This is a genomic window from Pseudoxanthomonas japonensis (genome assembly GCF_043632995.1).
GTDB lineage: Bacteria > Pseudomonadota > Gammaproteobacteria > Xanthomonadales > Xanthomonadaceae > Pseudoxanthomonas_A > Pseudoxanthomonas_A japonensis.
Window position 1 is genome coordinate 776055 of record NZ_CP171632.1, and the last position, 23749, is coordinate 799803.

A 23749-nucleotide genomic window follows, 5' to 3' on the forward strand; every position below is an offset into this window, starting at 1 on the left:
ACGTAGCCATGAAACGAAACATCAAGTTCATCATCCCGCTGAGCCTGCTGGTCTTGTTCGATCTCGGCGCGCAGTCCACCAGTGGCTACTACCAGCCACTCTATTACCGCATGGACGATCCGTTCGTGTTCTGCACGCAGGGCCAGGATGTCAGGAAGAATCCGATGCCGTGCTGGAAGCCCATGCCGCCTTTCACCGGCGCTTTCATGCTGATGCCTTATTGTCGTCCGCCCAACCCGTACGGCAAGGATTGGACCCAGGACGACACGTTGTCGTTCGCCCAGTACAAGGCCGTCTGCCCCAAGGCGATCGAGTCGGGACGTTGGGAGGGCGGTGGTCGACCGGAAAACACGCCCATCCGCCACTGACGGGTTCGATCCTTCAACAGAAGGTATTGCCAAGGAATCACGGACATGAGGTCGAAGCGCATGAACATCCTTTCCCCCCTGCTCGTTGCTGCCATTGCGGTTCTGGTCGTCGGCTGTGATGCCCCGGCAGGGCGCACTGCGGATGCCGCGGCGCAGACGAAGCCCCCCCAAGAAAAGGATCACCAGATGTCGGAGCTGAAGCCACCCTCACCGGACAGCGTGCTGTACTTCATCTACCAGCGCGACGGCGACGGTGCGGTCAGCTACAAGGTCGATGGCGGTGCGACCGTCAGCTACTGGTACGGCCACGCGTTCGATCTCAACGGCAAGCACTATTTCACCGGCTTCGGCGCCAAGAGCGGGGGCGAAGGCCCCGAGGGCGACGACGGCATGATGGAGGATCCGGAGCATGTCGCCATCTCGCAGGCGACGTTCACGCGCGTCGAGAAGGACGGCAAGGTGGAGTGGTCGAAGCCGGATACCGATGGCTATGTCGGTGAGTTCGGCAGGATGGGACGGCCGGAGCAGATCGATGATTCGCGGAAGGCGCAGTCGTTCAAGACCGGCGATGGACGCTATCTGTTGGCGGTGCCCACACGGGATTTCATGAACGGAACGGAGGTGGGCATGTTCAGTCTGCTGCTGTTCGACCCAGGCAGTGTGGACAAGCTCGGTTTCAGGCAGTGGGGCTACCTTGGAAGTATCCCTGTCAGCAACGACAACAGCGACGCATGCGATGGCGAGCAAGTGATGCCGTGTGTCGCCAGCACCGGAACGCTGACGTTCGAGCAGGTGGGCGAGGGCCTTCCCCGCCTCAAGGTGTCGTCCCAGGGAACGACCATCGCGTCGCCCGGAAAAGTCCGCGACATGACATCAGCAGACGACGCGGTCTATAGCTTCGACGAGACGAGTGAGCGCTACTCCAAATAATCCGACTTCCAGTTGACCGACTTGCATCAGGCCCACGGAGGGGCCCGGTTGACGTCCTGCGACCCTCCCGGTCGCGCACATCAGCAAAGGAGCCAACGATGGCCAGTCAGTACACCCGTGAACAGATCCTCGACATCGTCGAACGCCAGGCACAGGCGAGCGGCATTCCGCGCGAGGACTTCCTCCGGTTCGCCTATATCGAGACGGGCGGGCGTTTCAATCCCGACGCGAGCAATCCCAGCGGCGCCAAGGGCCTGTTCCAGTTCATGCCGGGCACCGCAGCGCAGTACGGTATCGCCGGCCGCGAGTTCGATCCGGCAGAGAGTACACGCGCGGCTGCCGCACTCTATCGCGACAACCTTGCCGACATCACGCGTCGGCAGTCGCGCAGTGGACATGATTTCCTGTCCGGGCAGGAGGCGCCCAGTGGCCTGGACCTGTATCTGGCCCATCAGCAGGGTGCGGCAGGCTACGCATCCATCCAGAGCGCGATCGCGACGGGCGAGTTCACCCGCGACGATACGCGCCGCAATATCCTCAACAACATCAGTGCGCGCGATGCCGAGCGGCTGACTGGCCTTACGACCGACGCGTTGCGTGGGCTGGGCGATCGCGAACTGGCCACGGCGTTCTCGCAGTACTGGAACGGCAAGTACGCTGCTATCAGCATTCCGGACCGTGGCATCCAGGCAGGCCAGCCCGATGCGGCTGTCCGCGAACGCACGTCGCCGCTGACCGACGGCGTGCTGCAGAGCGGCGAGCGTGGCGAAGAAGTGCGCGCCTTGCAGGCGTCGCTGAACCAGCTCGGCTTCCGTGATGGCCAGGGTGCGGAGCTGGAGACGCGTTCGGGCATCTACGGCGGCAAGACGCAGGAAGCGGTGCGCGCCTTCCAGGCCGCCAACCAGCTGGAAGCCACCGGCAATGCCGATGCGCGCACGCGCGAAGCGATCGCACAGCAACTCGCGTTGCCGGAACAGGAGCGCAATCGTGCGCAAACCGTGGAGATGCAACAGCGCGAGGGCAGGCTGGCCTGGCCGACGCCGGGCAATCAGGACATCAATGAAGCCGACAAGCCGCGCGAAGGCCGGGGCGAATTCGGTACGCCGCGCAGCGGTGGCCGGCGGCACGGCGGCATCGATATCCAGGGCGATGTCGGCGATCCCGTGGTGGCCGTCGCCGGCGGGACGGTCGTGGTGCGCCCGAACAACGGCGCCGCCGGCAATACCGTCCACGTGCGTCACGACGACGGCACGCTGACCAAGTACTTCCACCTGGACGAGTTCAGCGTGCGCAACGGACAGCGTGTCGAAGCCGGGCAGCAGATCGGCACCATGGGGCGGACCGGCAACACGCCCGCCCAGGGCGATACGCACCTGCACTTCGAAATGTGGCGCGACGGCCGGCAGGTCGATCCGTTGCCGCACCTGCGTGGCGCCGAGCGTGATGCCGTGGCGCCCGCACGTGCAGCAACGCCCGAGGTGTTGCGTGACGGGGCCTCCGGCGCATCGGTGCGCGAGCTTCAGCAGCAGCTGAACCAGCTGGGCTATCGCGGTGCCGATGGCCAACCACTGGAGACCACGTCGTGCAAGTTCGGCCCACAGACGGAACACGCACTGCGTGCGTTCCAGGAGGATCATGGCCTGAAGGTGGATGGCGAATACGGCAACCGCTCCCGTGCGGCGATGGCAACGGCCACGCGCGATGCGGCACGCGAGACGACGCCTGGGGAGACCACGCCGCAGAATCCGCGCAGCGAGGATGCGCAGCGGTCGTTCGTGGACCGCATGTTCTCCGCCATGCACGGCGGAGACGATCGGGCGATGCGGCAGGCTCTGGACGATTACCTGAAGACGCCGGCGGGCCAGGGCTGGCAGCAGAAGGAGCACGCCGTGATGGACCAGCAGGTTGCGCAGCCGCGCGACCAGACGGGCCAGTCCCGCTGACGGATGGGCAGTTAGATGCGCGGGCCGCCGGTGGCGGTCCGCGTGTTTCGGCGCTACGCGCCCGGGCGCCTCACGTGAGCCAGGCGCGTCCGATCTGGTACAGGCTGATGCACAGCACCAGTAGTCCGACCACCTTCAGCACGATCTTCTCCGGGACATGCCGCACGAACCACGCCGCGAACGGCGCGGCGATGGCGCCACCCACCAGCAGACCCAGCACGATCTCGAGATGATCCAGGCCGATGGTCAGGATGAAGGTGATCGACACCACCAGCGTCACCACGAATTCCGACGCGCTGACGGTGCCGATGGTCGTGCGAGCCTGGCCGCCGCGGGCGAGGAGGGTCGAGGTGGCCAGCGGCCCCCAGCCGCCACCGCCGGTGGCGTCCAGCAGGCCGGCGAAGAATCCCAGCACCGGCACGCGCTTGACCTGTTCGCGCGGCATCCAGCGACCGAACGAACGCACCAGGATCAGCACCGCCAGCGCCAACAGATAGAGATAGACGAACGGACGGATCGCATCGCCGGGCAACCGGGTCAGCACGTAGGCGCCGATCGCGCCACCGACGGAGCCGGCGACCGTCAGCTGCCAGAACAGGCGTCTGTCGATGTTGCGGAAGTAGGCGTGAGAGGCGCCCGAAACGCCGGTGGTGACCACTTCGGCGGCATGCACGCTGGCGCTCACTGCGGCCGGCGGCAGGCCCATGCTGAGCAGGATGGACGAGCAGATCAGCCCGAACGCCATGCCGAGCGCGCCGTCGACCAGTTGCGCGCCCAGGCCGATCAGGACGAACCAGAAAAACTCGCTGCCGAACTCCATCCGCCCCGTCCTCCCGGCGTGGAGGTGCCGGGCGATCAGGTCCGAGCATAACGTGTGAAGGCGTGGGTTCCGCGGACGTCGCCGCATCGATGCGCGGCAGGGCGAACGCACGGGATACCGCTAGAAGCAGGCTGTCACATCCGACAGAAGGCGCTCTGGTCCCGCTGTTGTGGGCAGGTGTCACACGCAGATGCGTGAAACTCCATCTGCGGTGCGGACGATTCCCTGCGTCGCCTCGGACAGGGCGGCGTACGCGCGACGCCACGGGCGCACCGTGGCGCCATCGGGAAAGAACGGTGGCGCCGGAAGGCTATGTGCAATGCGAGCGGTGCCGACGCAGCGCGTGAGGCGGAGTCGGCGTCAGCGCGTGCCGTACAGCACGACCGTCTTGCCGCGCGCGTGGAGGGCGCCATCGGCCTGCAACTTCTTCAGCACGCGGCCCGCCATTTCGCGCGAGCAGCCGACCAGACGCGCCAGTTCCTGGCGGGACACGCGCAACTGGGTGCCCTGGGGGTGGCTCATGGCTTCTGGCTCGCGCGCCAGGTCGTGCAGCGTGCGGATGATGCGGTCGGTGACGTCCAGGAACGCCAGGCGGCTGGCTTTCCGGCTGGTGTCCAGTAAACGCCTCGAGAGCTGCGCGCCGATGGCGTACAGCAGCTTGGGCGCATCGGCCGACAGCGTGCCGAGGAACAACTGGTGCAGGCGCTCGTAGCTGACTTCCGCCAGTTCGCACTGGGTGCGGGTGCGGAGGATGACTTCGCGGCGGTCGGACTCGATGAACAGGCCCATTTCGCCGACGAACTCGCCGGAGCCGAAGTAGCCGAGGACCAGTTCGCGGTCGTCGTCTTCCTCGGTGATGATGCTGACCGAGCCGCTGACCACGTAATAGAGCGTGCCAGCCGGGTCGCCCGGGCGGAAGACATCCGCGCGTGCCGGGTAGCGGCGCCGATGGCTATGGGCCAGGAAGCGCTCGAGCGTGGCGTTGTCCGGCGTCAGCGGGCTGGCGGCGGGGCGAGCGGGGGCTGCAAGGGGGATGCCTGGGCTCATGGTGGTCACGGCGTGTAATTCAGGAAGCTTAGTCCGAATACGTAGCCGACGGCAAACGCAGGCCATGCAAGGGCTGGGCCAGTATGTGACGGCGTACCGACGGGCGGGCCACGGACATTTCACTGTCACCCCGTATGGCGCATAATCCGCCCCCTCATCCGACACCCCCTGAGAGGGACCACCGCCGTGGTAAAACCCCTGCCTCGCCTGCGGCTGCAAGGCTTCAACAACCTCACCAAGGCGCTGAGCTTCAACATCTACGACGTGTGCTACGCCTCGTCCGAGGACGAGCGCCGTCGCTACATCGAGTACATCGACGAGGAATACAACGCCGATCGCCTGACCCAGATCCTGACGGATGTGGCGGAGATCATCGGCGCCAACATCCTGAACGTGGCCCGCCAGGACTACGACCCGCAGGGCGCGTCGGTGACGATCCTCATCTCCGAGGAGCCGGTGATCGACAAGAAGGATGCGGGCAAGGAGATCATCTCCGACGCGGTGGTGGCGCACATGGACAAGTCGCACATCACGGTCCACACGTACCCGGAAACCCATCCGGACAACGGCATCGCGACCTTCCGCGCCGACATCGACGTGGCGACCTGTGGCGTGATTTCGCCGCTGAAGGCGCTGAACTACCTGATCGAAAGCCTGGAATCCGACATCGTCATCATGGATTACCGGGTGCGCGGCTTCACCCGCGACGTGAAGGGCAAGAAGCACTACATCGACCACAAGATCAACTCGATCCAGGACTTCCTGGCCAAGAACATCAAGTCGCGCTACGAGATGCTCGACGTGAACGTCTACCAGGAGAATATCTTCCACACGAAGATGCACCTGAAGGAGTTCGACCTCGACAACTACCTGTTCGAGGAGAAGGCCAAGAACCTGTCGTTCAAGGAGCGCATGAAGATCGAGGCGCGCCTGAAGCGGGAGATCGAAGAGCTGTACCACGGGCGCAACCTGCCGGAATGACGGGTTGGCGACGGGCGCGGGTTACATCCGGTTCGGATGGCTTGCGCTAGTCTGCCCACACACAACGGCGGGACGACCCGCCCGCGGCGTGAGCCGCGCATCAGGACCGACGGCGGTCCGGAACGCGAGTTCCGGGCCGTTTCGCGTTATGGCCCGGGCAATGAACCTGAGGAGGTGACGTATGGCGTGGGTCTATCTGGTGGTGGCGGGATTGCTGGAAGTGGTGTGGGCCGTGGGCCTGAAGTATTCGGAAGGCTTCAGCCGCCTGGTACCCAGCATGGTCACGGCGGTGGCCGCGGCGGCCAGCTTCTGGCTGCTGGCGCTCGCGCTGAAGCACGTCCCGCTGGGTACGGGGTACGTGATCTGGGTGGGCATCGGCGCGGTCGGTACTGCGTTCGTCGGCATGTGGCTGTTCCAGGAACCCGCCACGGCCGCGCGACTGGCGTGTATCGGCCTTATCGTGGCGGGCATCGTCGGCCTGAAGCTGGTGTCCGCGTCATAGGGCGGGCCCGGGCCCGCCGTCGCACGCCTTAGAGCCTGTACGCGACGGCTTTCATCAGGTTCGAAGCGCCGGCCATCAGCGTCGGGATCGGCTGAGGCAGGATGCGCGCGCCGGCCTGTTCCGCATGGTCCGCGTGGCGGGCTTCGTCGGCCTTCATGACCTTGAGGATCTCCCGGCTGCGCAGGTCGGCGGGGGGCAGGGACTCCAGGTGCTCGTCCAGGTGGGCTTCCACCTGATGCTCGGTTTCGACCACGAAGCCCAGGCTCCAGCCGTCCCCGCGCAGGCCGGCGAGGGCGCCAAGGGCGTAGCTGCCGGCATACCACAGCGGGTTGAACAGGCTGGGCCGACTGTCCAGCTCACGCAGGCGGTCGGCGCACCAGGCGAGGTGGTCGGTCTCCTCCTGGGCAGCGTCCAGCAAGTGGGCGCGTGTGGTGGCATCGCGGGCGACGGCCGCCTGGCCGAAGTACAGACCCTGGGCGCAGACCTCGCCGACATGGTTGATGCGCATCAGGCCGGCGGCATGGCGCTGTTCGTCCGGCTCCAGGGCCACCTCGGGGGTGTCCCCGGCCGGGTTGGCGCGCTGGGCGGGCGGGTTGCCGAAGACGGTGTCCAGGCCGCGCTGTGCTTCCACCAGCCAGTGATCGAAGGGCGAAAAGGTCCGCGTAGTCATGGGGTCATTCTGCCGCGTCGACGGGCCCGTCGTCTGCCCTGGACGCCCCGACTGGCAGGGGTTGCCTCAGGGTTGCGCACTGCGGCAAGGCCCCGTACAATCCCGCCTCTTCCGTTTCACCCTTCACAACGCGTGGCAAAGTTCCGCCCGGGAAACCGCGGAATCCGCCCGACCAGACACACGAGAGTTACATGAGCACCTTTACCGCCAAGTCCGAGACCGTCCAGCGCGACTGGTACGTCGTCGACGCAGCAGGCAAGACCCTGGGTCGCCTGTCCACCGAGCTGGCACGTCGCCTCCGCGGCAAGCACAAGCCCGTCTATACCCCTCACGTTGACACCGGCGACTACCTCGTCGTGATCAACGCCGAGAAGATCCATGTCACCGGCAACAAGCTGGCCGACAAGAAGTACCACCGCTTCACCGGCTACATCGGCAACCTGAAGACCGAGACGCTGGCCCAGGCGCTGGAGCGCCATCCGGAGCGCGTCATCGAAACCGCCGTGAAGGGCATGCTGCCGAAGGGCCCGCTGGGCCGCGACATGTATCGCAAGCTCAAGGTCTACGCCGGCCCGAATCATCCGCACGCCGCTCAGCAGCCGCAGGTCCTGGACATCTAATCATGGCTATCACTCAGAACTACGGCACCGGCCGTCGCAAGTCCTCCACCGCCCGCGTGTTCCTGCGCAAGGGCACCGGCAACATCACGGTCAACGGTCGTCCGCTGGACGAGTTCTTCGGCCGCGAAACCGGCCGCATGATCGTGCGCCAGCCGCTGGAGCTGACCAAGAACACCGAAACCTTCGACATCACCGTGACGACCACCGGCGGCGGCATCACCGGTCAGGCCGGCGCCATCCGCCTGGGCATCGCCCGCGCGCTGGTGGAGTACGACGAAACGCTGAAGTCGGAACTGCGCAAGGCAGGCTTCGTGACCCGCGATGCGCGTGAAGTCGAGCGCAAGAAGGTCGGTCTGCACAAGGCGCGTCGTGCCACGCAGTTCTCCAAGCGCTAACAGACGCGCTACACTACGCGTCACTGGTTACACAGCCCCGTCGCCAAGCGGTAAGGCACCTGACTCTGACTCAGGCATTCGGTGGTTCGAATCCATCCGGGGCTGCCAACTTGACGTCCACTGGACATCCGCAAAAGCCCGCCTCTGGCGGGTTTTTGCGTTGAGGGATCTTGCCGATGGTCGCGATGTTCCAACCGCCGTTCTGTCCCGCCGACGAGGCCGTGCGCCGCGTGCAGGAGCGCGGCTATGCCGTGCTGGAGCCGCGCGCCATGGCCGATGCAGTGGGCATCGATCTCGACGCGCTCGACACACTGCTGCCCAGCTGGGATCGGCTGGAGGTGGACGGTTACCTCAAGGACGGTGGTCGTTACCGGCGTCGCCGGCATTCCTGTTTCGTCGTCGATGCGGACCGCGTGCAGCAGGTCCCGCACCGCGCGCACTGGCAGTCGCTGGACTACAACGCCCTGCACGGCGGCATGCAGCGCTGGTTCGAGCCGATCGAACCGGGTGTCGCGGACGCTCCGGCCTGGACCCGGTTGCTGGCAGGGCTGGGACAGTGGTGCTCCGCGCTGAAGGGCGAGCGTCCCTGGTACGTGGAGGCGCACCAGTTCCGCATCGACACCACCGACGGCATCGGCCGGCCGACGCCGGAAGGCGCGCACCGCGACGGTGTCGATTTCGTTGCGGTGCTGCTGCTGGGCCGCCAAGGCATCAAGGGCGGTGAGACCCGGGTGTTCGCTGCGGCCGGGCCGGACGGTCAGCGCTTCACGCTGGAAGCGCCGTGGTCGCTGCTGTTCCTCGACGACGAACGCGTCATCCACGAATCCACCCCCATCCAGCCGCTGGACGTGCAGGGTCATCGCGATACGCTGGTACTGACGTTCCGCAAGGACGGTTTCCAGGGCGACACCGCTGCCGGCTGATCGTTGCCGTCTTTCGTTACAATTGAAACCATGGCGCACGGGCGCCGCCATCTGGAGTTGCGATGAAGCTGGGTTCCCTGAAGGAAGGTGGTCGGGACGGTTCGTTGATCGTGGTGTCGCGTGATCTGGCCCGCGGCGTGCGCGCCACCGGCATCGCGCCGACGCTGCAGCGCGCACTGGAGGACTGGAGCAACGCCGCGCCGCGTCTCAATGCGTTGTACGAGTCGTTGAATGCCGGCGACGCCGACGGTGCGTTCGATATCGACCTGCAGGCGCTGGCCGCCCCTTTGCCGCGTGCCTACGAATTCGTCGACGGCAGCGCCTACCTGCCGCACGTGGAACGCGTGCGCCGTGCCCGCGGCGCAGAGGTGCCGGAGAGTTTCTACACCGACCCGCTGATGTACCAGGCCACCAGTGCCGCGTTCCATGGTCCGCGCGATCCGGTGAAGGTGGTCAGCGAGGAGTACGGCATCGATCTCGAGGCGGAGATCGTCGTCGTCACCGACGACGTGCCGATGGCGGTCACGCCGGCGCAGGCCGCCGCCCACATCCAGTTGATCGGTCTGGTCAACGACGTGTCGCTGCGCAACCTGATCCCGGGCGAACTGGCGAAGGGCTTCGGCTTCCTGCAGTCCAAGCCGCGCTCAGCGCTGTCGCCGGTGTTCGTCACGCCGGATGAGTTGGACGATGCCTGGCGCGACAACAAGGTGCACCTGCCGCTGGTCACGCATATCAACGGTGAATGGTTTGGCGCGCCGGAAGCCGGCGTGGACATGCAGTTCGATTTCGCCCAACTGGTCGCGCACGCGGCCAAGACGCGGCCGCTGTCGGCCGGCACCATCGTCGGCTCGGGCACCATCGCCAACGAGGACACCTCCAAGGGCGCCTCGTGCTTCGCCGAGCAGCGCACCGTCGAGACGCTGCGTGACGGCAAGCCGTCCACGCCGTTCATGAGTTTCGGCGACGTGGTCCGCATCGAAATGACGAACCGTGACGGCCGTTCCATTTTTGGCGCGATCGAGCAGCGGATCGAGAAGCAACCCTTGCCTTGAAGGCGCGCCCGGGTCCAGTGTGAACCCAGGACGGAGCAGGGTGGGTGGGGCATGGATTCCGGGCATTCGAAGGCGCAAACCGCGGGGAGCGGCTTGCATGGCTGAGCAACTCCGGCTGTATTCCTACTGGCGCTCCAGCGCCGCCTATCGCGTACGCATCGGCCTGAACCTCAAGGGCCTGGCTTACGAGACGGTGCCCGTGCACCTGGTGCGCGACGGCGGGCAGCAGCACGCGCCGGACTACGTCGCCAGGAATCCCCAGCACATGGTGCCCACGCTGCAGCACGGCGTGCGGGTGATCCGGCAGTCGCTCGCCATCCTCGAATACCTCGACGAAGCCTGGCCCTCCCCCCGCCTGCTGCCGATGACGGCCCGCGACCGCGCCCGCGTGCGCGCGCTGGCCCTGATGGTCGCCTGCGACATCCATTCGCTCAACAACCTGCGCGTGCTGCAGTATTTCGAGGGGACCTGGAACGTACCCCAGCCCGAGCGCGACGACTGGATCAAGCACTGGGTGATCGAAGGATTCACCGCCATGGAAACGCTGCTGGCCGAGGACGCGGCCACCGGTGCCTTCTGCCATGGGGCGACGCCGGGTCTGGCCGACTGTTGCCTGGTGCCTCAGGTCTTCAATGCGCGCCGCTTCGGCGTGGACATGAGCGCCTTCCCGACCATCGTCCGCATCGAGCAGGCCTGCCTGGCGTTGCCCGCTTTCGATCAGGCGCGGCCCGACAACCAGCCCGACGCCAACGCCTGAGCGGCGCGCGTGAAACGCGGACGGGCGGGTTTCCCCGCCCGTTCCAGCCTGCACTGCCCGGTCCGCGCTCAGCCGAAGCCGTGGGTGATGCGCGGCGAACTGCTGCCGCCGCTGTCGTAGTCCGCGTAGGGATCGTGCTCGCCCTTGCTGCCTTCGGACAGGCGGAACTTGAGCGCAAGGCCGTCGCGCGAGTCGGCGGCGCGCAGCGCTTCCTCCTGCTCGATCTGGCCTTCCTTGACCATGCGGAACAGGCACTGGTCGAAGGTCTCCATGCCTTCTTCCAGCGACTCCTCCATCGCGGCCTTGATCTCGTGCACCTGTCCGCGCCGCAGCAGGTCGCGGATCATCGGCGTGTTGATCAGCACCTCCGCCGCCGGCATGCGGCGCCCGTCGGTGCCCTTCACCAGGCGCTGGGAGACCACGGCGCGCAGGTTCAGCGCCAGGTTCATCAGCACGTTCTTGTGCGCGCTCTCGGGGAAGAAGTTGAGGATGCGCTCGATGGTCTGGTCGGCGTTGTTCGAGTGCAACGTCGCCAGGCACAGGTGGCCGGTTTCGGCGAAGGCGATGGCGGCTTCCATGGTGGTGGCGTCCAGGATCTCGCCGATCAGGATGACGTCCGGCGCCTCGCGCATCGCGTTCTTCAGTGCGTTGTGGAAGGCGTGCGTATCCAGGCCGACTTCGCGCTGGTTGACGATCGACTGTTTGTGCTTGTGCAGGTACTCGATCGGATCCTCGATGGTGAGGATGTGGCCGGTGCTGGTGGTGTTGCGGTAGTCGATCATCGACGCCAGCGAGGTCGACTTGCCCGAACCGGTGGAACCGACGATCAGCACCAGCCCGCGCGGGGTCATGATGATGTCCTTCAGCACCGGCGGCAGGTTCAGCTCCTCGATGGTCGGGATCACGCTGCGGATGGCACGGATGACCATGCCGACTTCGCCGCGCTGCTTGAACACGTTGACGCGGAAGCGGCCGGCGTCCTGCAGGGCGATGGCCATGTTGAGCTCGAGCTCGCGCTCGAACACCGGCACCTGGCCTTCGTCCATCAGCGAGTACGCGATCTTCTTGACCATGCCGGGCGGCAGCCCGGTATTGCCCAGCGGGTAGAGCTTGCCCTCGATCTTGATGTAGACCGGCGCCCCGGTCGTGAGGAACATGTCCGAGGCGTTCTTCTCGGTCATCAGCTTCAGGAAATAGCCGATGTCCATATGCAAAGCTCCCCACGATGCGCGGCGACGTTGCAACGGCGCCAAAGGCTTCCGACAATGGCCGCGCGCACCCCTCAACGTCACGGCACCCCAATGATCGTTAGCTTCGCACACTTCCGCAGGCCCCTGCATGTGATGGCCGCCGCAGTAGCGGCAATGGCCCTGTCGGGTGAACCCGCTTTTGCGCAGAGCGCGCCGACGCCGGAACTCGAAGCTGCGGTGCAGGCCGTACAACGCGCCGACCAGGCGGACGCGGACCAGTACGCCCCCGAACCGCTGGCGGCCGCACGGCAGACGCTGGCGCAGGCCCAGGCGGCGCATGCCGCACGCGACAAGAAAAAGGCGCTGGACTTCGCGCAGCGGGCCGCGGTCGAGGCCGATCTCGCCCGTGCACGCAGCCAGGAGGCGGTGGCCCTGGCCGAAGTGGCGCAGCGCCAGGCGGAGATCGCCGACCTGCAGCGGCAGATCGGCGGGGAGGGCAAGCGATGAGCGCCTTCCGCATGAGCCTGCATTCGACCGTACTGGGCCTCGCCCTCGCGACGGCATCGCTGGCTGCCGGCGCCGCCGACAATCCGGTGGTCGTGCAATTGAACCAGCGACTGGTGGCGCTGCAGGCCGATCCCGCCCTGGCCGAGATGGCCGCCTACGAAAAGCTGCAGGCCCAGCACGCCATCGCGGCGTTCGACAAGGCGCGCCGCAGCCAGCGCGAGACGGCGCAGTACATCGCCGAACGCCGCGTGGAGATCGCCGAGATCGCCGCCCGTACCCAGGCGGCCCGCCGTGACGTGGATCGGCTGGACCGCACCCGCAGCGAGTTGCTGGTGGAGGCCAGCCGCCGCGAAGCCGAGAAGGCGCGCCGCGAGGCCGAACGCCTGCGCGTGCAGGCGCAGATCCAGGCCGAGGAAACCGAACGCCTGCGCCTGGCCGCCGAAGCCGAAGCACTCGCGCGCCAGGAAGCGGAAACCACGCTGGACACGGTGGCCGGTCAACAGGCCAACCGCCTGAGCGCGGCACGCCAGCGCGAGCTGAAACTGGCGCGCGAAGAAGCCGAACTGGTCTCGGGGGCCAAGCTGCCCGCGTCGAAGTTCGAGGCGCGCGGCGAGGTCTTCACGCTGGGTGCGGATGCGTTCGGGAGTGGTTCGGCCAAGCTGTCGACCGGTGGCACTGCCAGTGCCAAGGCGTTGGCGGCCTACCTGCAGGCCAATCCCAAGGCCCGCGCCCGGGTCGAGGGGTTCGGCGACAGCCAGACGCCTGGCCAGCGCCGTGCGGATGCGCTCCGCGACGCCCTGGTGGCCGCAGGCATCCCCAGGTCGCGGCTGCAGAGCGCCGCGAAAGGGGCCGGCAGCAAGGCGCGCGCGCTGGAAATCATCGTCACGCACTGATTTTGTCTTGTAAATCAGCGGGTTGAACGAAATATGGTGGCTTTCGGGCGTGTAGCCTGAATGCCCGCCTTTGCGGGGTTTGTTCCAGAAATCAACGACTTGGAGTGACCCTTGCCGGGCCGGAAATCGAGGAGTAGGGTCGTATACCCAAGTGGCTCCCGCCGCTTGGCTCACCGGAGAATCGACCCCGATGACGCCCGTACCGATCCCCCTGGAGACCGCCGCCGGCAAGCAGGCCGCAGCGGGCATTCCGATGGGAAGTGCCCGCGCTGTCGATCCGATGCTCCGCTCCCAAGCCAACGCCCCGTGCCTGCAAAGGCCGGGGCGTTCGTATTTCCGCTGAAGGAGGTAACGATCATGTTCGAAGGTCAACCGCAGGCCGACATCGATGCGCTCATCAAGGCCGATCCGGAATTCAAGCAGCTGTACCAGCGCCACCGCGAGTTGGACAAGAAGGTCACCGACGCCGAACTCGGCGTGCTGCCCATCGACGACACCCTGCTCGGCCAGATGAAGCGCGAGAAGCTGCACGCCAAGGAGCGATTGCTCCGGATCTACGACGCCAAGCCCCACTGATCCTTCCCGGTTTTCTCGTCGCGGGCGGCGGCGGCCTCCTCGTCGGCCGTCGCCGTCCGCGTCACCCAATGCGATAATCCCGGCCCTGTACCGCACCGGATGCACGGCCGCATGGCGATCCACCCTTCCGTACTTGACCTGATCGGCGACACGCCGATCGTCCAGGCCAGGCGCCTCGACACCGGGCTCTGCACCCTTTACCTGAAGCTCGAGAGCGCCAATCCGGGCGGGTCCATCAAGGACCGTATCGGCATGTCGATGATCGAAGCCGCGGAGAAGCGCGGTGATCTGAAGCCGGGTGCCACGCTGGTCGAAGGCACGGCCGGCAACACGGGCATCGGCCTGGCCCTGGTAGCCCAGCAGAAGGGTTACAAGCTGATGCTGGTGGTCCCTGACAAGATGAGCCGGGAAAAGATCTTCAACCTGAAGGCCATGGGCGCGGAGGTCATCCTGACGCGTTCCGACGTGGCGAAGGGCCACCCTGAGTATTACCAGGACCTGGCCGAGCGCATCGCCCGCGAAACGCCGGGCGCCTACTTCATCAACCAGTTCGGCAATCCGGACAATCCGGCGGCCCACGAATTCGGCACCGGCCCGGAAATCCTGCGCCAGATGGACGGCGAACTGGATGCCATCGTCTTCGGCTGCGGCAGCTCGGGCACGATGACCGGCCTGTCGCGCTGCTTCGCCGAGCATTCGCCACAGACGGAGCTGGTGCTGGCCGATCCGGTCGGCTCGATCCTGACCCAGTACATCAACGAGGGCACGCTCAGCACCAAGTCGGGCAGTTGGCTGGTGGAAGGGATCGGCGAGGATTTCCTGCCGCAGATCTCGGATTTCAGCCGGGTGAAGAAGGCCTATGCGATCAGCGACGGCGAGAGCTTCCATACCGCCCGCGAGCTGCTGGCGAAGGAGGGCATCCTGGGCGGCTCGTCCACCGGCACCCTGCTGGCCGCGGCGCTGAAGTACTGCCGCGAGCAAACCACCCCGAAGAAGGTGCTGGTGTTCGTCTGCGACACGGGCAACAAGTACCTGTCCAAGATGTACAACGACTACTGGATGCTGGACAACGGCTTCATCGACCGGCCCCAGTATGGCGACCTTCGCGACCTGATCCTGCGCCCCTACAGCCAGCGCGACACGGTGGTGGTCAGCCCCACCGACCTGCTTACGACCGCGTATCAGCGCATGAAGCTGTACGACGTCTCGCAGTTGCCGGTGATGGAAGGGGATCGTCTGGTCGGCATCGTCGACGAAAGCGACGTGCTGCTGCATGTCTATGGCGACGAAACCCGCTTCCGCGACCCGGTCTCCACCGCCATGGTCAGCAAGCTGGACCGGCTGGACGTGCGCTCGCCGATCGAGGCCCTGCTGCCGGTGTTCGACAGGGGTCAAGTAGCCATCATCACGGACGGTGACGCGTTCCTTGGCCTGATCACCCGCATCGATCTGCTGAACTACCTGCGACGGCGAGCCCAGTAGCGAGTAATGGCTGCGTAACAGGGGGCGCATGGCGTGCGTGTCGTGGACAGTGCGTTAAGCCGCGGCTGGTAAACTTGCCGGCTGCTCAAGGAACCAAATATGTCGCAGAGCCGTTCCCAATCCAGCGGTCAGATCGAGGGCATGGCCCTCGGTACGCTGGCGATTCATGGTGGTCAGTCGCCCGACCCGACGACCGGCGCGGTCATGCCGCCGATTTACGCCACCTCGACCTACGCGCAAGCCAGCCCAGGCGTACACCAAGGGTTCGAGTACTCGCGTACGCACAATCCCACACGGTTCGCCTACGAACGTTGCGTGGCCGCCCTCGAGGGCGGTACTCGAGGCTACGCGTTTGCGTCCGGCATGGCGGCGACTTCGACCGTGCTGGAATTGCTGGACAGCGGCAGTCACGTGATTGCAATGGACGACCTGTATGGTGGCAGCTACCGGCTGTTCGAGCGGGTGCGCAGGCGCACGGCGGCGCTGGATTTCAGTTTCGTCGACCTGACCGACCTGACCGCGTTCGAGTCCGCGATCAAGGCGGAGACGCGAATGGTGTGGGTGGAAACCCCGACCAACCCCATGCTGAAGATCGTCGACATTGCCGCCATCTGCGACATCGCGCACAAGCGCGGTCTGCGAGTCGTGGTCGACAATACCTTCGCTTCGCCGATCCTGCAGCGCCCGTTGTTGCTTGGCGCCGACGTCGTGATGCATTCCGCCACCAAGTACCTCAACGGCCACTCCGACATGGTCGGCGGCATGGTGGTGGTGGGTGACGATGCGGAACTGGCCGAGCAGATGGCGTTCCTGCAGAACTCCATCGGGGCGGTGCAGGGGCCGTTCGACAGCTTCCTTGCTCTTCGTGGCCTGAAGACGCTGCACCTACGGATGAAGGCGCATTGCGAGAACGCGCTGGCGTTGGCGCAGTGGCTGGAAGCGCATCCCGCGATCGAGAAAGTCATCTACCCCGGTCTCGCCTCGCACCCGCAACATGCGCTCGCCGCGAAGCAGATGCAGGGCTATGGCGGCATCGTCTCCGTGGTTCTGAAAGGCGGTTTCGAGGCCGCAAGAAAATTCTGCGAGAACACCGGGCTCTTTACCCTTGCCGAATCGCTGGGAGGTGTGGAGAGTCTGCTGAACCATCCCGCCGTGATGACCCACGCCTCGATACCCGTGGAGCGGCGGGAAGCGCTGGGCATCACTGATGGACTGATACGGTTGAGCGTGGGCGTGGAGGCACTGGAGGATCTGCGCTCCGACTTGGCGAGGGCGCTTCGTGCAGACGGCGTCTGAGCGTCGTGCATGGCCATTCTCGGGTGGCGATGGAGCAATCCCGGCATGCTGAAGATGAGGGGGCCATTCTCTTCGATAGTGCAGCATGGTTCGTTGATCCGCGAGCTGGCGCAGCGGGAGATTCTGGGCCGCTATCGCGGCGCGAATTTCGGATTGTTGTGGGCGCTGATCAGCCCGTTCCTGATGCTGGCGGTGTATACGCTCGCTTTCGGCAGCATACTGGGTAGTCATTGGCCTGCCGTGGAGGGCAAGCAACACAGCTTCGCTCTCATCTTGTTCGTCGGGCTGATCGTTCACGGCTTCCTGGCAGAGTGCGTTACGCAGGCGCCACGTCTGGTGTCGGGCAATCCGAGTTACGTCAAGAAGGTCGTGTTCCCGCTCGAGGTGTTGCCTTGGCCGATGGTGCTGTCGGTGCTCTTCCACCTGTTCATGAACCTCTTCGCGTACATCGTCCTGGCGCTGGCGTTCGGCGAGGGGGTCGGCTGGACGATCCTGCTCTTTCCTCTGGTCGTCGCCCCCCTTGTCGTTCTGGCGCTCGGGATCTCATGGATTCTCGCCTCGCTCGGTGTGTACTTTCGCGATATCAACCAGGTTACGGGGGCGCTCACGACGGCGCTGCTGTTCACTTCCACCGCCATCATTCCAATCAGCGCCATCCCTGAGGACATGCGCTGGCTTTTCCTCGCCAATCCGCTGAGCTTCATCATCGACCAGGCGCGCGCCGTGGCGATATGGGGTGTGCAGCCTGACTGGTTGGGCCTTGGCGTCTATGCGCTGGCCGCATGGCTGGTGTGTTACGCAGGTCACAGTCTCTTCCGCGTGACAAGAAGGGGATTCGCCGATGTCCTCTGACGTTTCGATCGATGTGTCCTCCGTAAGCAAGATATTTCCCATCTACGAAAAGCCGCACCACCGGCTCCTGCAGATGGTATCGCCGCGGTCGCGCAAGCACCGTTGGTTCCGTGAGTTTCAGGCGCTGCACGACGTTTCGTTCCGCATCATGAAGGGTGAGACCGTCGGTATCGTCGGGCGAAACGGGTCGGGGAAATCGACACTGCTGCAGATCATCTGCGGAACGCTCGCCGCGACCCGCGGCGACGTGAGGACGCAAGGACGCATCGCGGCGCTGCTCGAGTTGGGTGCCGGCTTCAATCCCGAGTTCACGGGACGCGAGAACGTCTATCTCAACGGAACGCTGCTGGGGCTTTCGCGCGAACAGGTCCAATCGCGATTCGACGAGATCGTGGCGTTCGCGGACATCGGCGATTTCATCGAGCAGCCCGTCAAGAGCTATTCGAGCGGCATGTTCGTGCGTCTGGCGTTCGCCGTCGCGATCCATGTCGAGCCGGACATCCTCATCGTGGACGAAGCGCTCTCCGTGGGCGACGAGGCGTTCCAGCGCAAGTGCTTCGCCAGGATAGAGCGGCTGCGAGATAGTGGTGCAACCATCATTTTCGTCTCGCACTCGGCGAGTATGGTGCTGGAGCTGTGCAATCGCGCGGTCTTGATTGACCGCGGCGAGCTGCTTGCGCTTGGAGCGCCGAAGAAGGTCGTCACGCGCTACCAGAAGCTGTTGTATGCGCCAGCCGATCGCGTGGCGCGGCTTCGGGCGCTTTACTTGGAACAACTGGCCAGCGGTGACGATGAGGATATCGGCGATGCTGCGGGCATTCCGCCGGGCGACGCAGCCGCTGCTCATGGCGCTTCTGGGGACAATGAAGAACAGGTTTACCTAGATCCTGGTCTTGTTTCGCAGAGTGCATTCCGCTACGAGACGCATGGCGCGCACATCGATGACCCACACATCGAAACTCTGTCCGGCCGTCGAGTCAACGTGTTGAGACCGGGTAGTGAGTATGTCTATGTTTACTCGGTGGCGTTCGAAAGGACCGTGATGTCCGTCCGCTTCGGCATGCTGATCAAGACGGTCTCCGGAGTCGAGCTTGGTGGTGCGGTCTCTTCCAGCTTGCTGGAGCCGATACCCGTTGTGGAATCCGGCGAACGCATCGACGTACGTTTCAGGTTCCGTGCGATGGTGGCTCCAGGCACCTACTTCATGAATGCCGGCGTTACCGGTAGGCTTGGAGAGGAGGATCATTTCCTGGACCGGCTGGTGGACGTGGTGGTGTTCCGCATTCCCCCGGATCCTGGCCGGATCGCGACCGGCTTCGTCGATTTCGATGTGGTTCCAGAGGTCGTTCCCGTGCGACATGCCGGGAGGTCAGAATGAAGCATCAAAAGCCAGTGGTAGGAAAAGGCCCGGATCGCTCGGTGGTGCTGGTGCTTGGCATGCATCGCAGCGGTACTTCCGCGCTCACGCGCGTGTTGAACCTGCTGGGTGTTCCATTGGGCGATGAGTTGTTGCAGCCCCAGGACGACAACAGCAAAGGCTTCTGGGAGCATGCGGCAGCTGTGGAAATCCACGAGAAGCTGTTGGCCGCGCTTGGGCGCAACTGGCACGATGTGCGCGAAATGCCTGAAGGTTGGCTTGAGCATCCGGCGACCGAGGTTGCGATCTCCGAGATCGCCGCGCTCGTGTCCAGGGAAATGCGCGGGCAGGCGCTTTGGGCGGTCAAAGACCCCCGCATGTGCCGGCTCTTGCCGCTTTGGGTGGCCGCCCTCGAACGGTTGAAGATCGGCGCGCGCGCTGTCCTGGCAGTCCGTGATCCGCGCGAAGTGGCGTTGTCGCTCCACAAGCGGGACGGTTGGACGCTGGGCCATGCATATCTCATGTGGATACAGCACCTCATGGAGGCGCTAACGGCATCGTCGTCGATCCCGCGTGCCATCGTGGGTTACACGCAGCTGCTGGAAGACTGGCGCCCCGCGATGGATAGGGTGGCGACGTCGCTCGGGCTGGAGTGGCCAAGTGCGTACGCGGCCGTCGGCCAGGAAATCGATGGGTTCCTGAATCCCCAGGATCAGCACCAGCGCGCGGGTGATCCGGCCGTGTCCGCATTGCTCGACTCTGCACCGCTGCCGGCATTGCTTGAGCATGCGTATCGGAGTGCGTTGGACGTGGCGTTGGGGAAATCGGATTGGCGGGCGTTGGAAGCCTGCGCCGAGGCTTACGGGACGGCCGTGTCGGTGTTCTCGCTACCTGTCCGCGATCTCGTGGCGGAGCGCAACGAGCTCGAGCGCGTTGCTTTGGAGCGCATGCATAACATCGATGGGCTACTGACCGCCAAGGAGCTGGTGGAGCAGCGCGAGCGCGAGCTACGTGCCACCCTGGAGGCCAGTACCGCGGCCAACATCGAGCTCGAACGGGTGGCGCTCGAACGTCTGAACAACATCGAGGGGCTGGTGGTCGCGAAGGACCTGATCGAGCAGCGGGTGCGTGAGCTCAGCGAGAGCCTTGGCGCACATGTCGCCCAACTCGAATGGATGCGCGCCGAGGCGCAGGTGCATGTCGAAGCGCGCAAACAGGCACAGGCGCGGCTCGACGAGCAAGCACATGAGCTGGACCGTTTGTCGCTGGACCGGCGGGAGCTGGACACCTTGCGCGACGCTCTTGAACGCGAGCGCCTGTTCGTGGAGCGCGCGTTCGAGGTGTCGGACAAGCTGGAGAAAGAGCTGCGTGAGAAGATTGCGGAGCGCGATGCCGAAATTACACGCTTGCTGGATGAGCAGGTGAAGGCGAGCGAAGAGCGCGCGTCCGTGATTGGTGCGAGCGCGGTCGTCGAACGCGCTCGGCAGGAAGCGGAGGATGCGCGTACTGTCGCGGATTCAAGAGTCGCGGAGTTGGAAATTCATCTCCAAGCCAAGAATTCAGATCTTGCTCAAGCGCTCGCCGCAAGTGAAGGGATGCGACAGGAAAAGAACCAGCTGGAGCATGAGTACGGCGCCAAGTTGAATGATCATCAGCGCGAGGTGGCCAATCTGGCTCAGCGTATAGCGACGCTGGAGGTAGAGGCTGAGAGCTTGAAAGGAGATCTGTCTGAAACCCGTAGTGCGTACGCAAAGCTGGTTGAAGCTAGAGACGGCATGGAAGACATGCTGCGAGGCGCCGCCGCCGACCTCACTGAACTCTCACTTGCGCGGGACGCTGCCCAAGCGGAGGCAGCGCAACTTAGCGCTGAGCTCGATGACGCCAGGGCATTAATGAGCGACAAGGCCTGGCTATTCAAGCGTGCGATTGGAATTCCTGCGGGTAGGCAGCGGGGGGACTGATTGGAACCAAGAGTGCGTCTTCGGATGTCCGGGGGGGCGATAACTGATCGATAGTAGTGCAGCTAGAATCGGGGATATAACAACGTGGTCTCTCAAGAAAACAAATCGCCGCCGGCAGGAATGATCAATAATATCCAGGCGATGAGAGGCATAGCCTCGCTCGTGGTGTTTGTCGGGCATGGGCTGCTTCTGATGCACGGCATCGGACTGGACCAGTATTTTTCCTTCTTCGGCGTCATTGCATCCAGTGGCGTTGATATCTTCTTCGTTATCTCTGGCTTCATCATTACAACGGTGGCGATGAAGAGTGGCGAGGAAGATGCCTCCAGGTTGCGTTGCGCGTGGAACTTCGGCGTCAAGCGTGTCGTGCGCATCTACCCCATCTATTGGCTGGTGTTCGCATGCGCTTTCCTGCTGACTCCGTGGGTCAATTTTGCGCCGCCTGTCACTGACATTAAGCCGCTGGCCCAGCAGTTCCTTCTGCTCACCCATGTCAACAGCTACATCATGGCGGCATGGTCTCTGGCGTTCGAGGTCTATTTCTATGCCGTTGTTGTCCTGGCGCTAGTGATTTCGCCACGGCACGTGGGAAAGATTCTCGGGGCCTGGGCTGTTGGCGTGACGGGAATCATAGCCTACGACTATTTTGTCGGTCAGCGCGGCTGGATTGGTCTATTACCATTTTCTCCATTGATTCTCGAGTTCATCATGGGGATGGCGGTAGCTTGGCTAATACGGCTCGGTGTCACCGCTTTTGCGATGACGGCCGCATTTGTCGGTGTCGTGTCGTTCTTGGCGGGGCTCGAGATCATGCGCGACTTGGGATGGTCCACGCTAAATCCTTGGTACAGGACTTTTTACAACGGACTGCCAAGCGCTTTCATCATCTACGCGGTCGTCGCTTTGGAGCAAAGAAAGGTCTGGGTGTTCTCGGGTGGTTGGGTGAAGCTTGGCGACGCCTCGTACTCGCTTTACATATGGCATCAGTTCATTTTCTACAGCATATTGACTTTACTGTCAGGAAGGGGTTGGGTTGCCGGCGTTCCTCCGCTCCTCCTGGTTTGTCTCTGGCTCGTTCCGGCGTTCGTATTCGGATTCTTCAGTTATCGTCATATCGAACTACCGATCCAGCGTTGGCTAAACCAGGCGCTCCTAGTGAGGAGCGAGGGTTCACACGGTGTCTGGAGCGGGCGTAGAACAAGTGTTTTTGCTTCCGCGGTGGCGTTGATCGCTGCGATATGCATGTATACGGCGTTGGAGCGAAAGAGGACGGCCGAGATCGCCCAGTCGGCGGCGGCGGTTGGAAGAAGCATTGAAGCCAGCAAGGGAGTATCGGCAGGACAGCCGTTTGATCTTGCACGGTCAGCGGCGTCAGCCAACTTGAAAATGGACTCGGCCTTGAGGGGACATTTCGACAGTGCATTCAGCCAAGACAACGCTTATGGAGAGCCGGGCCGAATTAGGGTCCATGGTTGGGCCGCGGACGTCTCCCCTGACGCGCGCAGCGTGAGAATGCTTGTCTTTTATTGTGGGAAATATCTGGGTGTTGCGCCCCTCGGGCAGCGACGTCCAGATGTCGCCGACTCCTTGAAGATCAAGAATATGGAGTCAGGCTTCCTTGCTAACATTGCTTTCCAAGACAAATGTTCGGCTGGGATGCTCGATGGTCTGATATTGGCCGATGAAGGGAGCTTTGCTGTCGTGAGTGCCCCGGTGACGCGTTGATACTCGAAGGAAGCCCGGCCTTCCTTGAAGATGCTTTGTCAAAGAATCGAAGTTCAGTTAGGAGGAGTGTGATGAGCGTTGATATCGAAAAATGGAAAAAGGACGGTTTCTACGTACTCCCCGCGTTTTACAGTCATGCGGAGATCGATGAGGTAGTCAAGGCGCAGGATGCTGCGTGGTTCGAATCGCATCCCCGCGTGGTGGTCGACGACAACCGGACCGGCCAGCGCAGTTACCTCTCACAGGTCGACAAGGACCAGAGCAACAACTGGTACAAGGTCAACGACCTGTATCTGGAAATCCCCGTGGTGAGGAATGTCGGCCTCAATGAACGGCTGAGTCCGATCTTGAAGGAACTGCTCGGCGATACGCCGGTATTGTGCAATTCGCTCAGCTTCGAACGTGGCAGCGGCCAGCCCGATCATGTGGATGCGCTCTACATGACGCCGCAGACGCGCGGCCATCTCATCGCGATATGGGTCGCGCTTGAGGACTGCCATGCGGACGCGGGTCCCCTGCGCTACTGGCCCGGCAGCAACGCCATTCCGCCGTATGTGTTCTCCAGCGGCTCCACCCATGTGGTGGACAACGAGATGGACCAGTGGAATGCCTACATGGCGGAGCAGACGTCTTCGCGCCAACTGAGTCCGGTGACATTCGCCGCGAAGAAGGGTGACGTGTTCATCTGGAGCGCGTACCTGTTTCATGGCGGTTCGCCTATCAACGATCCCAGCCGCACCCGCAAAAGCATCGTGTTCCATTATTACAGCACGCATGATTGCGAACGGAATGGGTGGCAGACCCGCAAGGAAGGTGGCGCCCGCTGGCTGTACCGGCAGCATCCCACGGTCGACGGCGTACCGGGTGCATTCCCGCCGGACTGATCTGGATGCCGCAGGCCA

At 64.1% G+C, this 23749-nt stretch carries 24 protein-coding genes and 1 tRNA gene; 21 read left to right on the forward strand and 4 right to left on the reverse strand.

Annotated elements, in window-relative coordinates:
• Positions 1–8 precede the first annotated feature (8 nt).
• The 3 genes from ACGHX3_RS03435 (at position 9) to ACGHX3_RS03445 (ending at position 3241) form a co-directional block, all read left to right on the forward strand.
• The gene (locus tag ACGHX3_RS03435; RefSeq protein ID WP_162336989.1) at positions 9–368 is read left to right on the forward strand and encodes a hypothetical protein; all 360 of its coding nucleotides are present in this window, start codon (positions 9–11) and stop codon (positions 366–368) included.
• Between the two features lie 186 nt (positions 369–554).
• Positions 555–1298 carry a hypothetical protein gene (locus ACGHX3_RS03440; protein ID WP_394696406.1) on the forward strand — a complete coding sequence of 248 codons (744 nt, stop codon included), beginning with the start codon at positions 555–557 and terminating at the stop codon, positions 1296–1298.
• A 98-nt stretch (positions 1299–1396) separates the two neighbouring features.
• Positions 1397–3241 carry a peptidoglycan-binding protein gene (locus ACGHX3_RS03445; protein WP_394696407.1) on the forward strand — a complete coding sequence of 615 codons (1845 nt, stop codon included), beginning with the start codon at positions 1397–1399 and terminating at the stop codon, positions 3239–3241.
• 70 nt (positions 3242–3311) lie between these two features.
• Here ACGHX3_RS03445 and ACGHX3_RS03450 read toward each other — a convergent pair whose 3' ends face one another.
• Positions 3312–4061, reverse strand: coding sequence for a sulfite exporter TauE/SafE family protein (locus ACGHX3_RS03450; protein ID WP_394696408.1), 750 nt, complete (start codon positions 4059–4061; stop codon positions 3312–3314).
• 360 nt (positions 4062–4421) lie between these two features.
• Positions 4422–5108 carry a cAMP-activated global transcriptional regulator CRP gene (gene crp, locus ACGHX3_RS03455; protein ID WP_238391179.1) on the reverse strand — a complete coding sequence of 229 codons (687 nt, stop codon included), beginning with the start codon at positions 5106–5108 and terminating at the stop codon, positions 4422–4424.
• A gap of 186 nt (positions 5109–5294) precedes the next feature.
• Here crp and speD point away from each other — a divergent pair, with 186 nt between their 5' ends.
• On the forward strand, positions 5295–6089 hold the full coding sequence (gene speD, locus ACGHX3_RS03460) for an adenosylmethionine decarboxylase (RefSeq protein ID WP_055936923.1): 795 nt from the start codon (positions 5295–5297) through the stop codon (positions 6087–6089).
• A gap of 181 nt (positions 6090–6270) precedes the next feature.
• Positions 6271–6591, forward strand: coding sequence for a quaternary ammonium compound efflux SMR transporter SugE (sugE, locus tag ACGHX3_RS03465; RefSeq protein ID WP_394696409.1), 321 nt, complete (start codon positions 6271–6273; stop codon positions 6589–6591).
• Between the two features lie 28 nt (positions 6592–6619).
• Here sugE and coq7 read toward each other — a convergent pair whose 3' ends face one another.
• Positions 6620–7261 (reverse strand): 2-polyprenyl-3-methyl-6-methoxy-1,4-benzoquinone monooxygenase, encoded by a 642-nt coding sequence (coq7, locus tag ACGHX3_RS03470; protein ID WP_394696410.1) that lies wholly within the window; start codon positions 7259–7261, stop codon positions 6620–6622.
• A 191-nt stretch (positions 7262–7452) separates the two neighbouring features.
• Here coq7 and rplM point away from each other — a divergent pair, with 191 nt between their 5' ends.
• The 6 genes from rplM to maiA all read left to right on the forward strand — a co-directional run bounded on the left by rplM (position 7453) and on the right by maiA (position 11008).
• Entirely contained in the window at positions 7453–7881 is a 429-nt protein-coding gene (gene rplM / locus ACGHX3_RS03475; RefSeq protein ID WP_055936916.1) for a 50S ribosomal protein L13, read from the forward strand.
• Between the two features lie 2 nt (positions 7882–7883).
• A complete protein-coding gene (gene rpsI / locus ACGHX3_RS03480) occupies positions 7884–8276 on the forward strand; it encodes a 30S ribosomal protein S9 (RefSeq protein ID WP_162110517.1) in 393 nt (130 codons plus the stop codon).
• A gap of 33 nt (positions 8277–8309) precedes the next feature.
• A tRNA-Gln gene (locus ACGHX3_RS03485) sits at positions 8310–8384 on the forward strand.
• 68 nt (positions 8385–8452) lie between these two features.
• Positions 8453–9199 carry a 2OG-Fe dioxygenase family protein gene (locus tag ACGHX3_RS03490; protein ID WP_394696411.1) on the forward strand — a complete coding sequence of 249 codons (747 nt, stop codon included), beginning with the start codon at positions 8453–8455 and terminating at the stop codon, positions 9197–9199.
• Between the two features lie 62 nt (positions 9200–9261).
• The gene (locus ACGHX3_RS03495) at positions 9262–10251 is read left to right on the forward strand and encodes a fumarylacetoacetate hydrolase family protein (protein ID WP_394696412.1); all 990 of its coding nucleotides are present in this window, start codon (positions 9262–9264) and stop codon (positions 10249–10251) included.
• Positions 10252–10348: 97 nt separating this feature from the next.
• Complete coding sequence (maiA, locus tag ACGHX3_RS03500) at positions 10349–11008, forward strand: maleylacetoacetate isomerase (protein ID WP_394696413.1); 660 nt, start codon at positions 10349–10351, stop codon at positions 11006–11008.
• Positions 11009–11076: 68 nt separating this feature from the next.
• Here the strand turns inward: maiA and ACGHX3_RS03505 are convergent, their stop codons facing one another.
• The gene (locus ACGHX3_RS03505) at positions 11077–12216 is read right to left on the reverse strand and encodes a PilT/PilU family type 4a pilus ATPase (protein WP_162336981.1); all 1140 of its coding nucleotides are present in this window, start codon (positions 12214–12216) and stop codon (positions 11077–11079) included.
• A 93-nt stretch (positions 12217–12309) separates the two neighbouring features.
• On the opposite strand from ACGHX3_RS03505, the gene ACGHX3_RS03510 reads away from it, so the two are divergent.
• From ACGHX3_RS03510 to ACGHX3_RS03555, 10 genes are all read left to right on the forward strand, one after another.
• Complete coding sequence (locus tag ACGHX3_RS03510; protein WP_313929674.1) at positions 12310–12705, forward strand: DUF4398 domain-containing protein; 396 nt, start codon at positions 12310–12312, stop codon at positions 12703–12705.
• Positions 12702–13598 (forward strand): OmpA family protein, encoded by an 897-nt coding sequence (locus ACGHX3_RS03515; protein ID WP_394696414.1) that lies wholly within the window; start codon positions 12702–12704, stop codon positions 13596–13598. The genes ACGHX3_RS03510 and ACGHX3_RS03515 overlap by 4 nt, the downstream gene beginning before the upstream one ends.
• Positions 13599–13955: 357 nt before the next feature.
• Positions 13956–14174 (forward strand): YdcH family protein, encoded by a 219-nt coding sequence (locus ACGHX3_RS03520; RefSeq protein ID WP_055940917.1) that lies wholly within the window; start codon positions 13956–13958, stop codon positions 14172–14174.
• Between the two features lie 111 nt (positions 14175–14285).
• Positions 14286–15656 (forward strand): pyridoxal-phosphate dependent enzyme, encoded by a 1371-nt coding sequence (locus ACGHX3_RS03525; RefSeq protein ID WP_394696415.1) that lies wholly within the window; start codon positions 14286–14288, stop codon positions 15654–15656.
• Between the two features lie 99 nt (positions 15657–15755).
• On the forward strand, positions 15756–16952 hold the full coding sequence (locus ACGHX3_RS03530; protein WP_394696416.1) for a cystathionine gamma-synthase: 1197 nt from the start codon (positions 15756–15758) through the stop codon (positions 16950–16952).
• 45 nt (positions 16953–16997) lie between these two features.
• Positions 16998–17804 (forward strand): ABC transporter permease, encoded by an 807-nt coding sequence (locus ACGHX3_RS03535; protein WP_394697229.1) that lies wholly within the window; start codon positions 16998–17000, stop codon positions 17802–17804.
• Entirely contained in the window at positions 17794–19182 is a 1389-nt protein-coding gene (locus ACGHX3_RS03540) for an ABC transporter ATP-binding protein (protein ID WP_394696417.1), read from the forward strand. The genes ACGHX3_RS03535 and ACGHX3_RS03540 overlap by 11 nt, the downstream gene beginning before the upstream one ends.
• On the forward strand, positions 19179–21122 hold the full coding sequence (locus ACGHX3_RS03545) for a sulfotransferase (RefSeq protein WP_394696418.1): 1944 nt from the start codon (positions 19179–19181) through the stop codon (positions 21120–21122). The genes ACGHX3_RS03540 and ACGHX3_RS03545 overlap by 4 nt, the downstream gene beginning before the upstream one ends.
• A gap of 84 nt (positions 21123–21206) precedes the next feature.
• On the forward strand, positions 21207–22847 hold the full coding sequence (locus ACGHX3_RS03550; RefSeq protein ID WP_394696419.1) for an acyltransferase family protein: 1641 nt from the start codon (positions 21207–21209) through the stop codon (positions 22845–22847).
• A gap of 71 nt (positions 22848–22918) precedes the next feature.
• The gene (locus ACGHX3_RS03555) at positions 22919–23731 is read left to right on the forward strand and encodes a phytanoyl-CoA dioxygenase family protein (RefSeq protein ID WP_394696420.1); all 813 of its coding nucleotides are present in this window, start codon (positions 22919–22921) and stop codon (positions 23729–23731) included.
• The last annotated feature ends 18 nt before the right edge of the window (positions 23732–23749 follow it).

What these genes read in the sequence shown, in the direction of transcription:
- ACGHX3_RS03535 (WP_394697229.1), top strand. Translation starts at nt 16,998, where the DNA reads ATGCTGAAGATGAGGGGGCCATTCTCTTCGATAGTGCAGCATGGTTCG.
- coq7 (WP_394696410.1), bottom strand. Translation starts at nt 7,261, where the DNA reads ATGACTACGCGGACCTTTTCGCCCTTCGATCACTGGCTGGTGGAAGCA.
- crp (WP_238391179.1), bottom strand. Translation starts at nt 5,108, where the DNA reads ATGAGCCCAGGCATCCCCCTTGCAGCCCCCGCTCGCCCCGCCGCCAGC.
- ACGHX3_RS03515 (WP_394696414.1), top strand. Translation starts at nt 12,702, where the DNA reads ATGAGCGCCTTCCGCATGAGCCTGCATTCGACCGTACTGGGCCTCGCC.
- ACGHX3_RS03495 (WP_394696412.1), top strand. Translation starts at nt 9,262, where the DNA reads ATGAAGCTGGGTTCCCTGAAGGAAGGTGGTCGGGACGGTTCGTTGATC.
- ACGHX3_RS03540 (WP_394696417.1), top strand. Translation starts at nt 17,794, where the DNA reads ATGTCCTCTGACGTTTCGATCGATGTGTCCTCCGTAAGCAAGATATTT.
- ACGHX3_RS03525 (WP_394696415.1), top strand. Translation starts at nt 14,286, where the DNA reads ATGGCGATCCACCCTTCCGTACTTGACCTGATCGGCGACACGCCGATC.
- rpsI (WP_162110517.1), top strand. Translation starts at nt 7,884, where the DNA reads ATGGCTATCACTCAGAACTACGGCACCGGCCGTCGCAAGTCCTCCACC.
- ACGHX3_RS03440 (WP_394696406.1), top strand. Translation starts at nt 555, where the DNA reads ATGTCGGAGCTGAAGCCACCCTCACCGGACAGCGTGCTGTACTTCATC.
- ACGHX3_RS03555 (WP_394696420.1), top strand. Translation starts at nt 22,919, where the DNA reads ATGAGCGTTGATATCGAAAAATGGAAAAAGGACGGTTTCTACGTACTC.
- ACGHX3_RS03505 (WP_162336981.1), bottom strand. Translation starts at nt 12,216, where the DNA reads ATGGACATCGGCTATTTCCTGAAGCTGATGACCGAGAAGAACGCCTCG.
- ACGHX3_RS03545 (WP_394696418.1), top strand. Translation starts at nt 19,179, where the DNA reads ATGAAGCATCAAAAGCCAGTGGTAGGAAAAGGCCCGGATCGCTCGGTG.
- ACGHX3_RS03490 (WP_394696411.1), top strand. Translation starts at nt 8,453, where the DNA reads ATGGTCGCGATGTTCCAACCGCCGTTCTGTCCCGCCGACGAGGCCGTG.
- ACGHX3_RS03510 (WP_313929674.1), top strand. Translation starts at nt 12,310, where the DNA reads ATGATCGTTAGCTTCGCACACTTCCGCAGGCCCCTGCATGTGATGGCC.
- ACGHX3_RS03520 (WP_055940917.1), top strand. Translation starts at nt 13,956, where the DNA reads ATGTTCGAAGGTCAACCGCAGGCCGACATCGATGCGCTCATCAAGGCC.
- sugE (WP_394696409.1), top strand. Translation starts at nt 6,271, where the DNA reads ATGGCGTGGGTCTATCTGGTGGTGGCGGGATTGCTGGAAGTGGTGTGG.
- ACGHX3_RS03450 (WP_394696408.1), bottom strand. Translation starts at nt 4,061, where the DNA reads ATGGAGTTCGGCAGCGAGTTTTTCTGGTTCGTCCTGATCGGCCTGGGC.
- ACGHX3_RS03530 (WP_394696416.1), top strand. Translation starts at nt 15,756, where the DNA reads ATGTCGCAGAGCCGTTCCCAATCCAGCGGTCAGATCGAGGGCATGGCC.
- ACGHX3_RS03435 (WP_162336989.1), top strand. Translation starts at nt 9, where the DNA reads ATGAAACGAAACATCAAGTTCATCATCCCGCTGAGCCTGCTGGTCTTG.
- maiA (WP_394696413.1), top strand. Translation starts at nt 10,349, where the DNA reads ATGGCTGAGCAACTCCGGCTGTATTCCTACTGGCGCTCCAGCGCCGCC.
- rplM (WP_055936916.1), top strand. Translation starts at nt 7,453, where the DNA reads ATGAGCACCTTTACCGCCAAGTCCGAGACCGTCCAGCGCGACTGGTAC.
- ACGHX3_RS03445 (WP_394696407.1), top strand. Translation starts at nt 1,397, where the DNA reads ATGGCCAGTCAGTACACCCGTGAACAGATCCTCGACATCGTCGAACGC.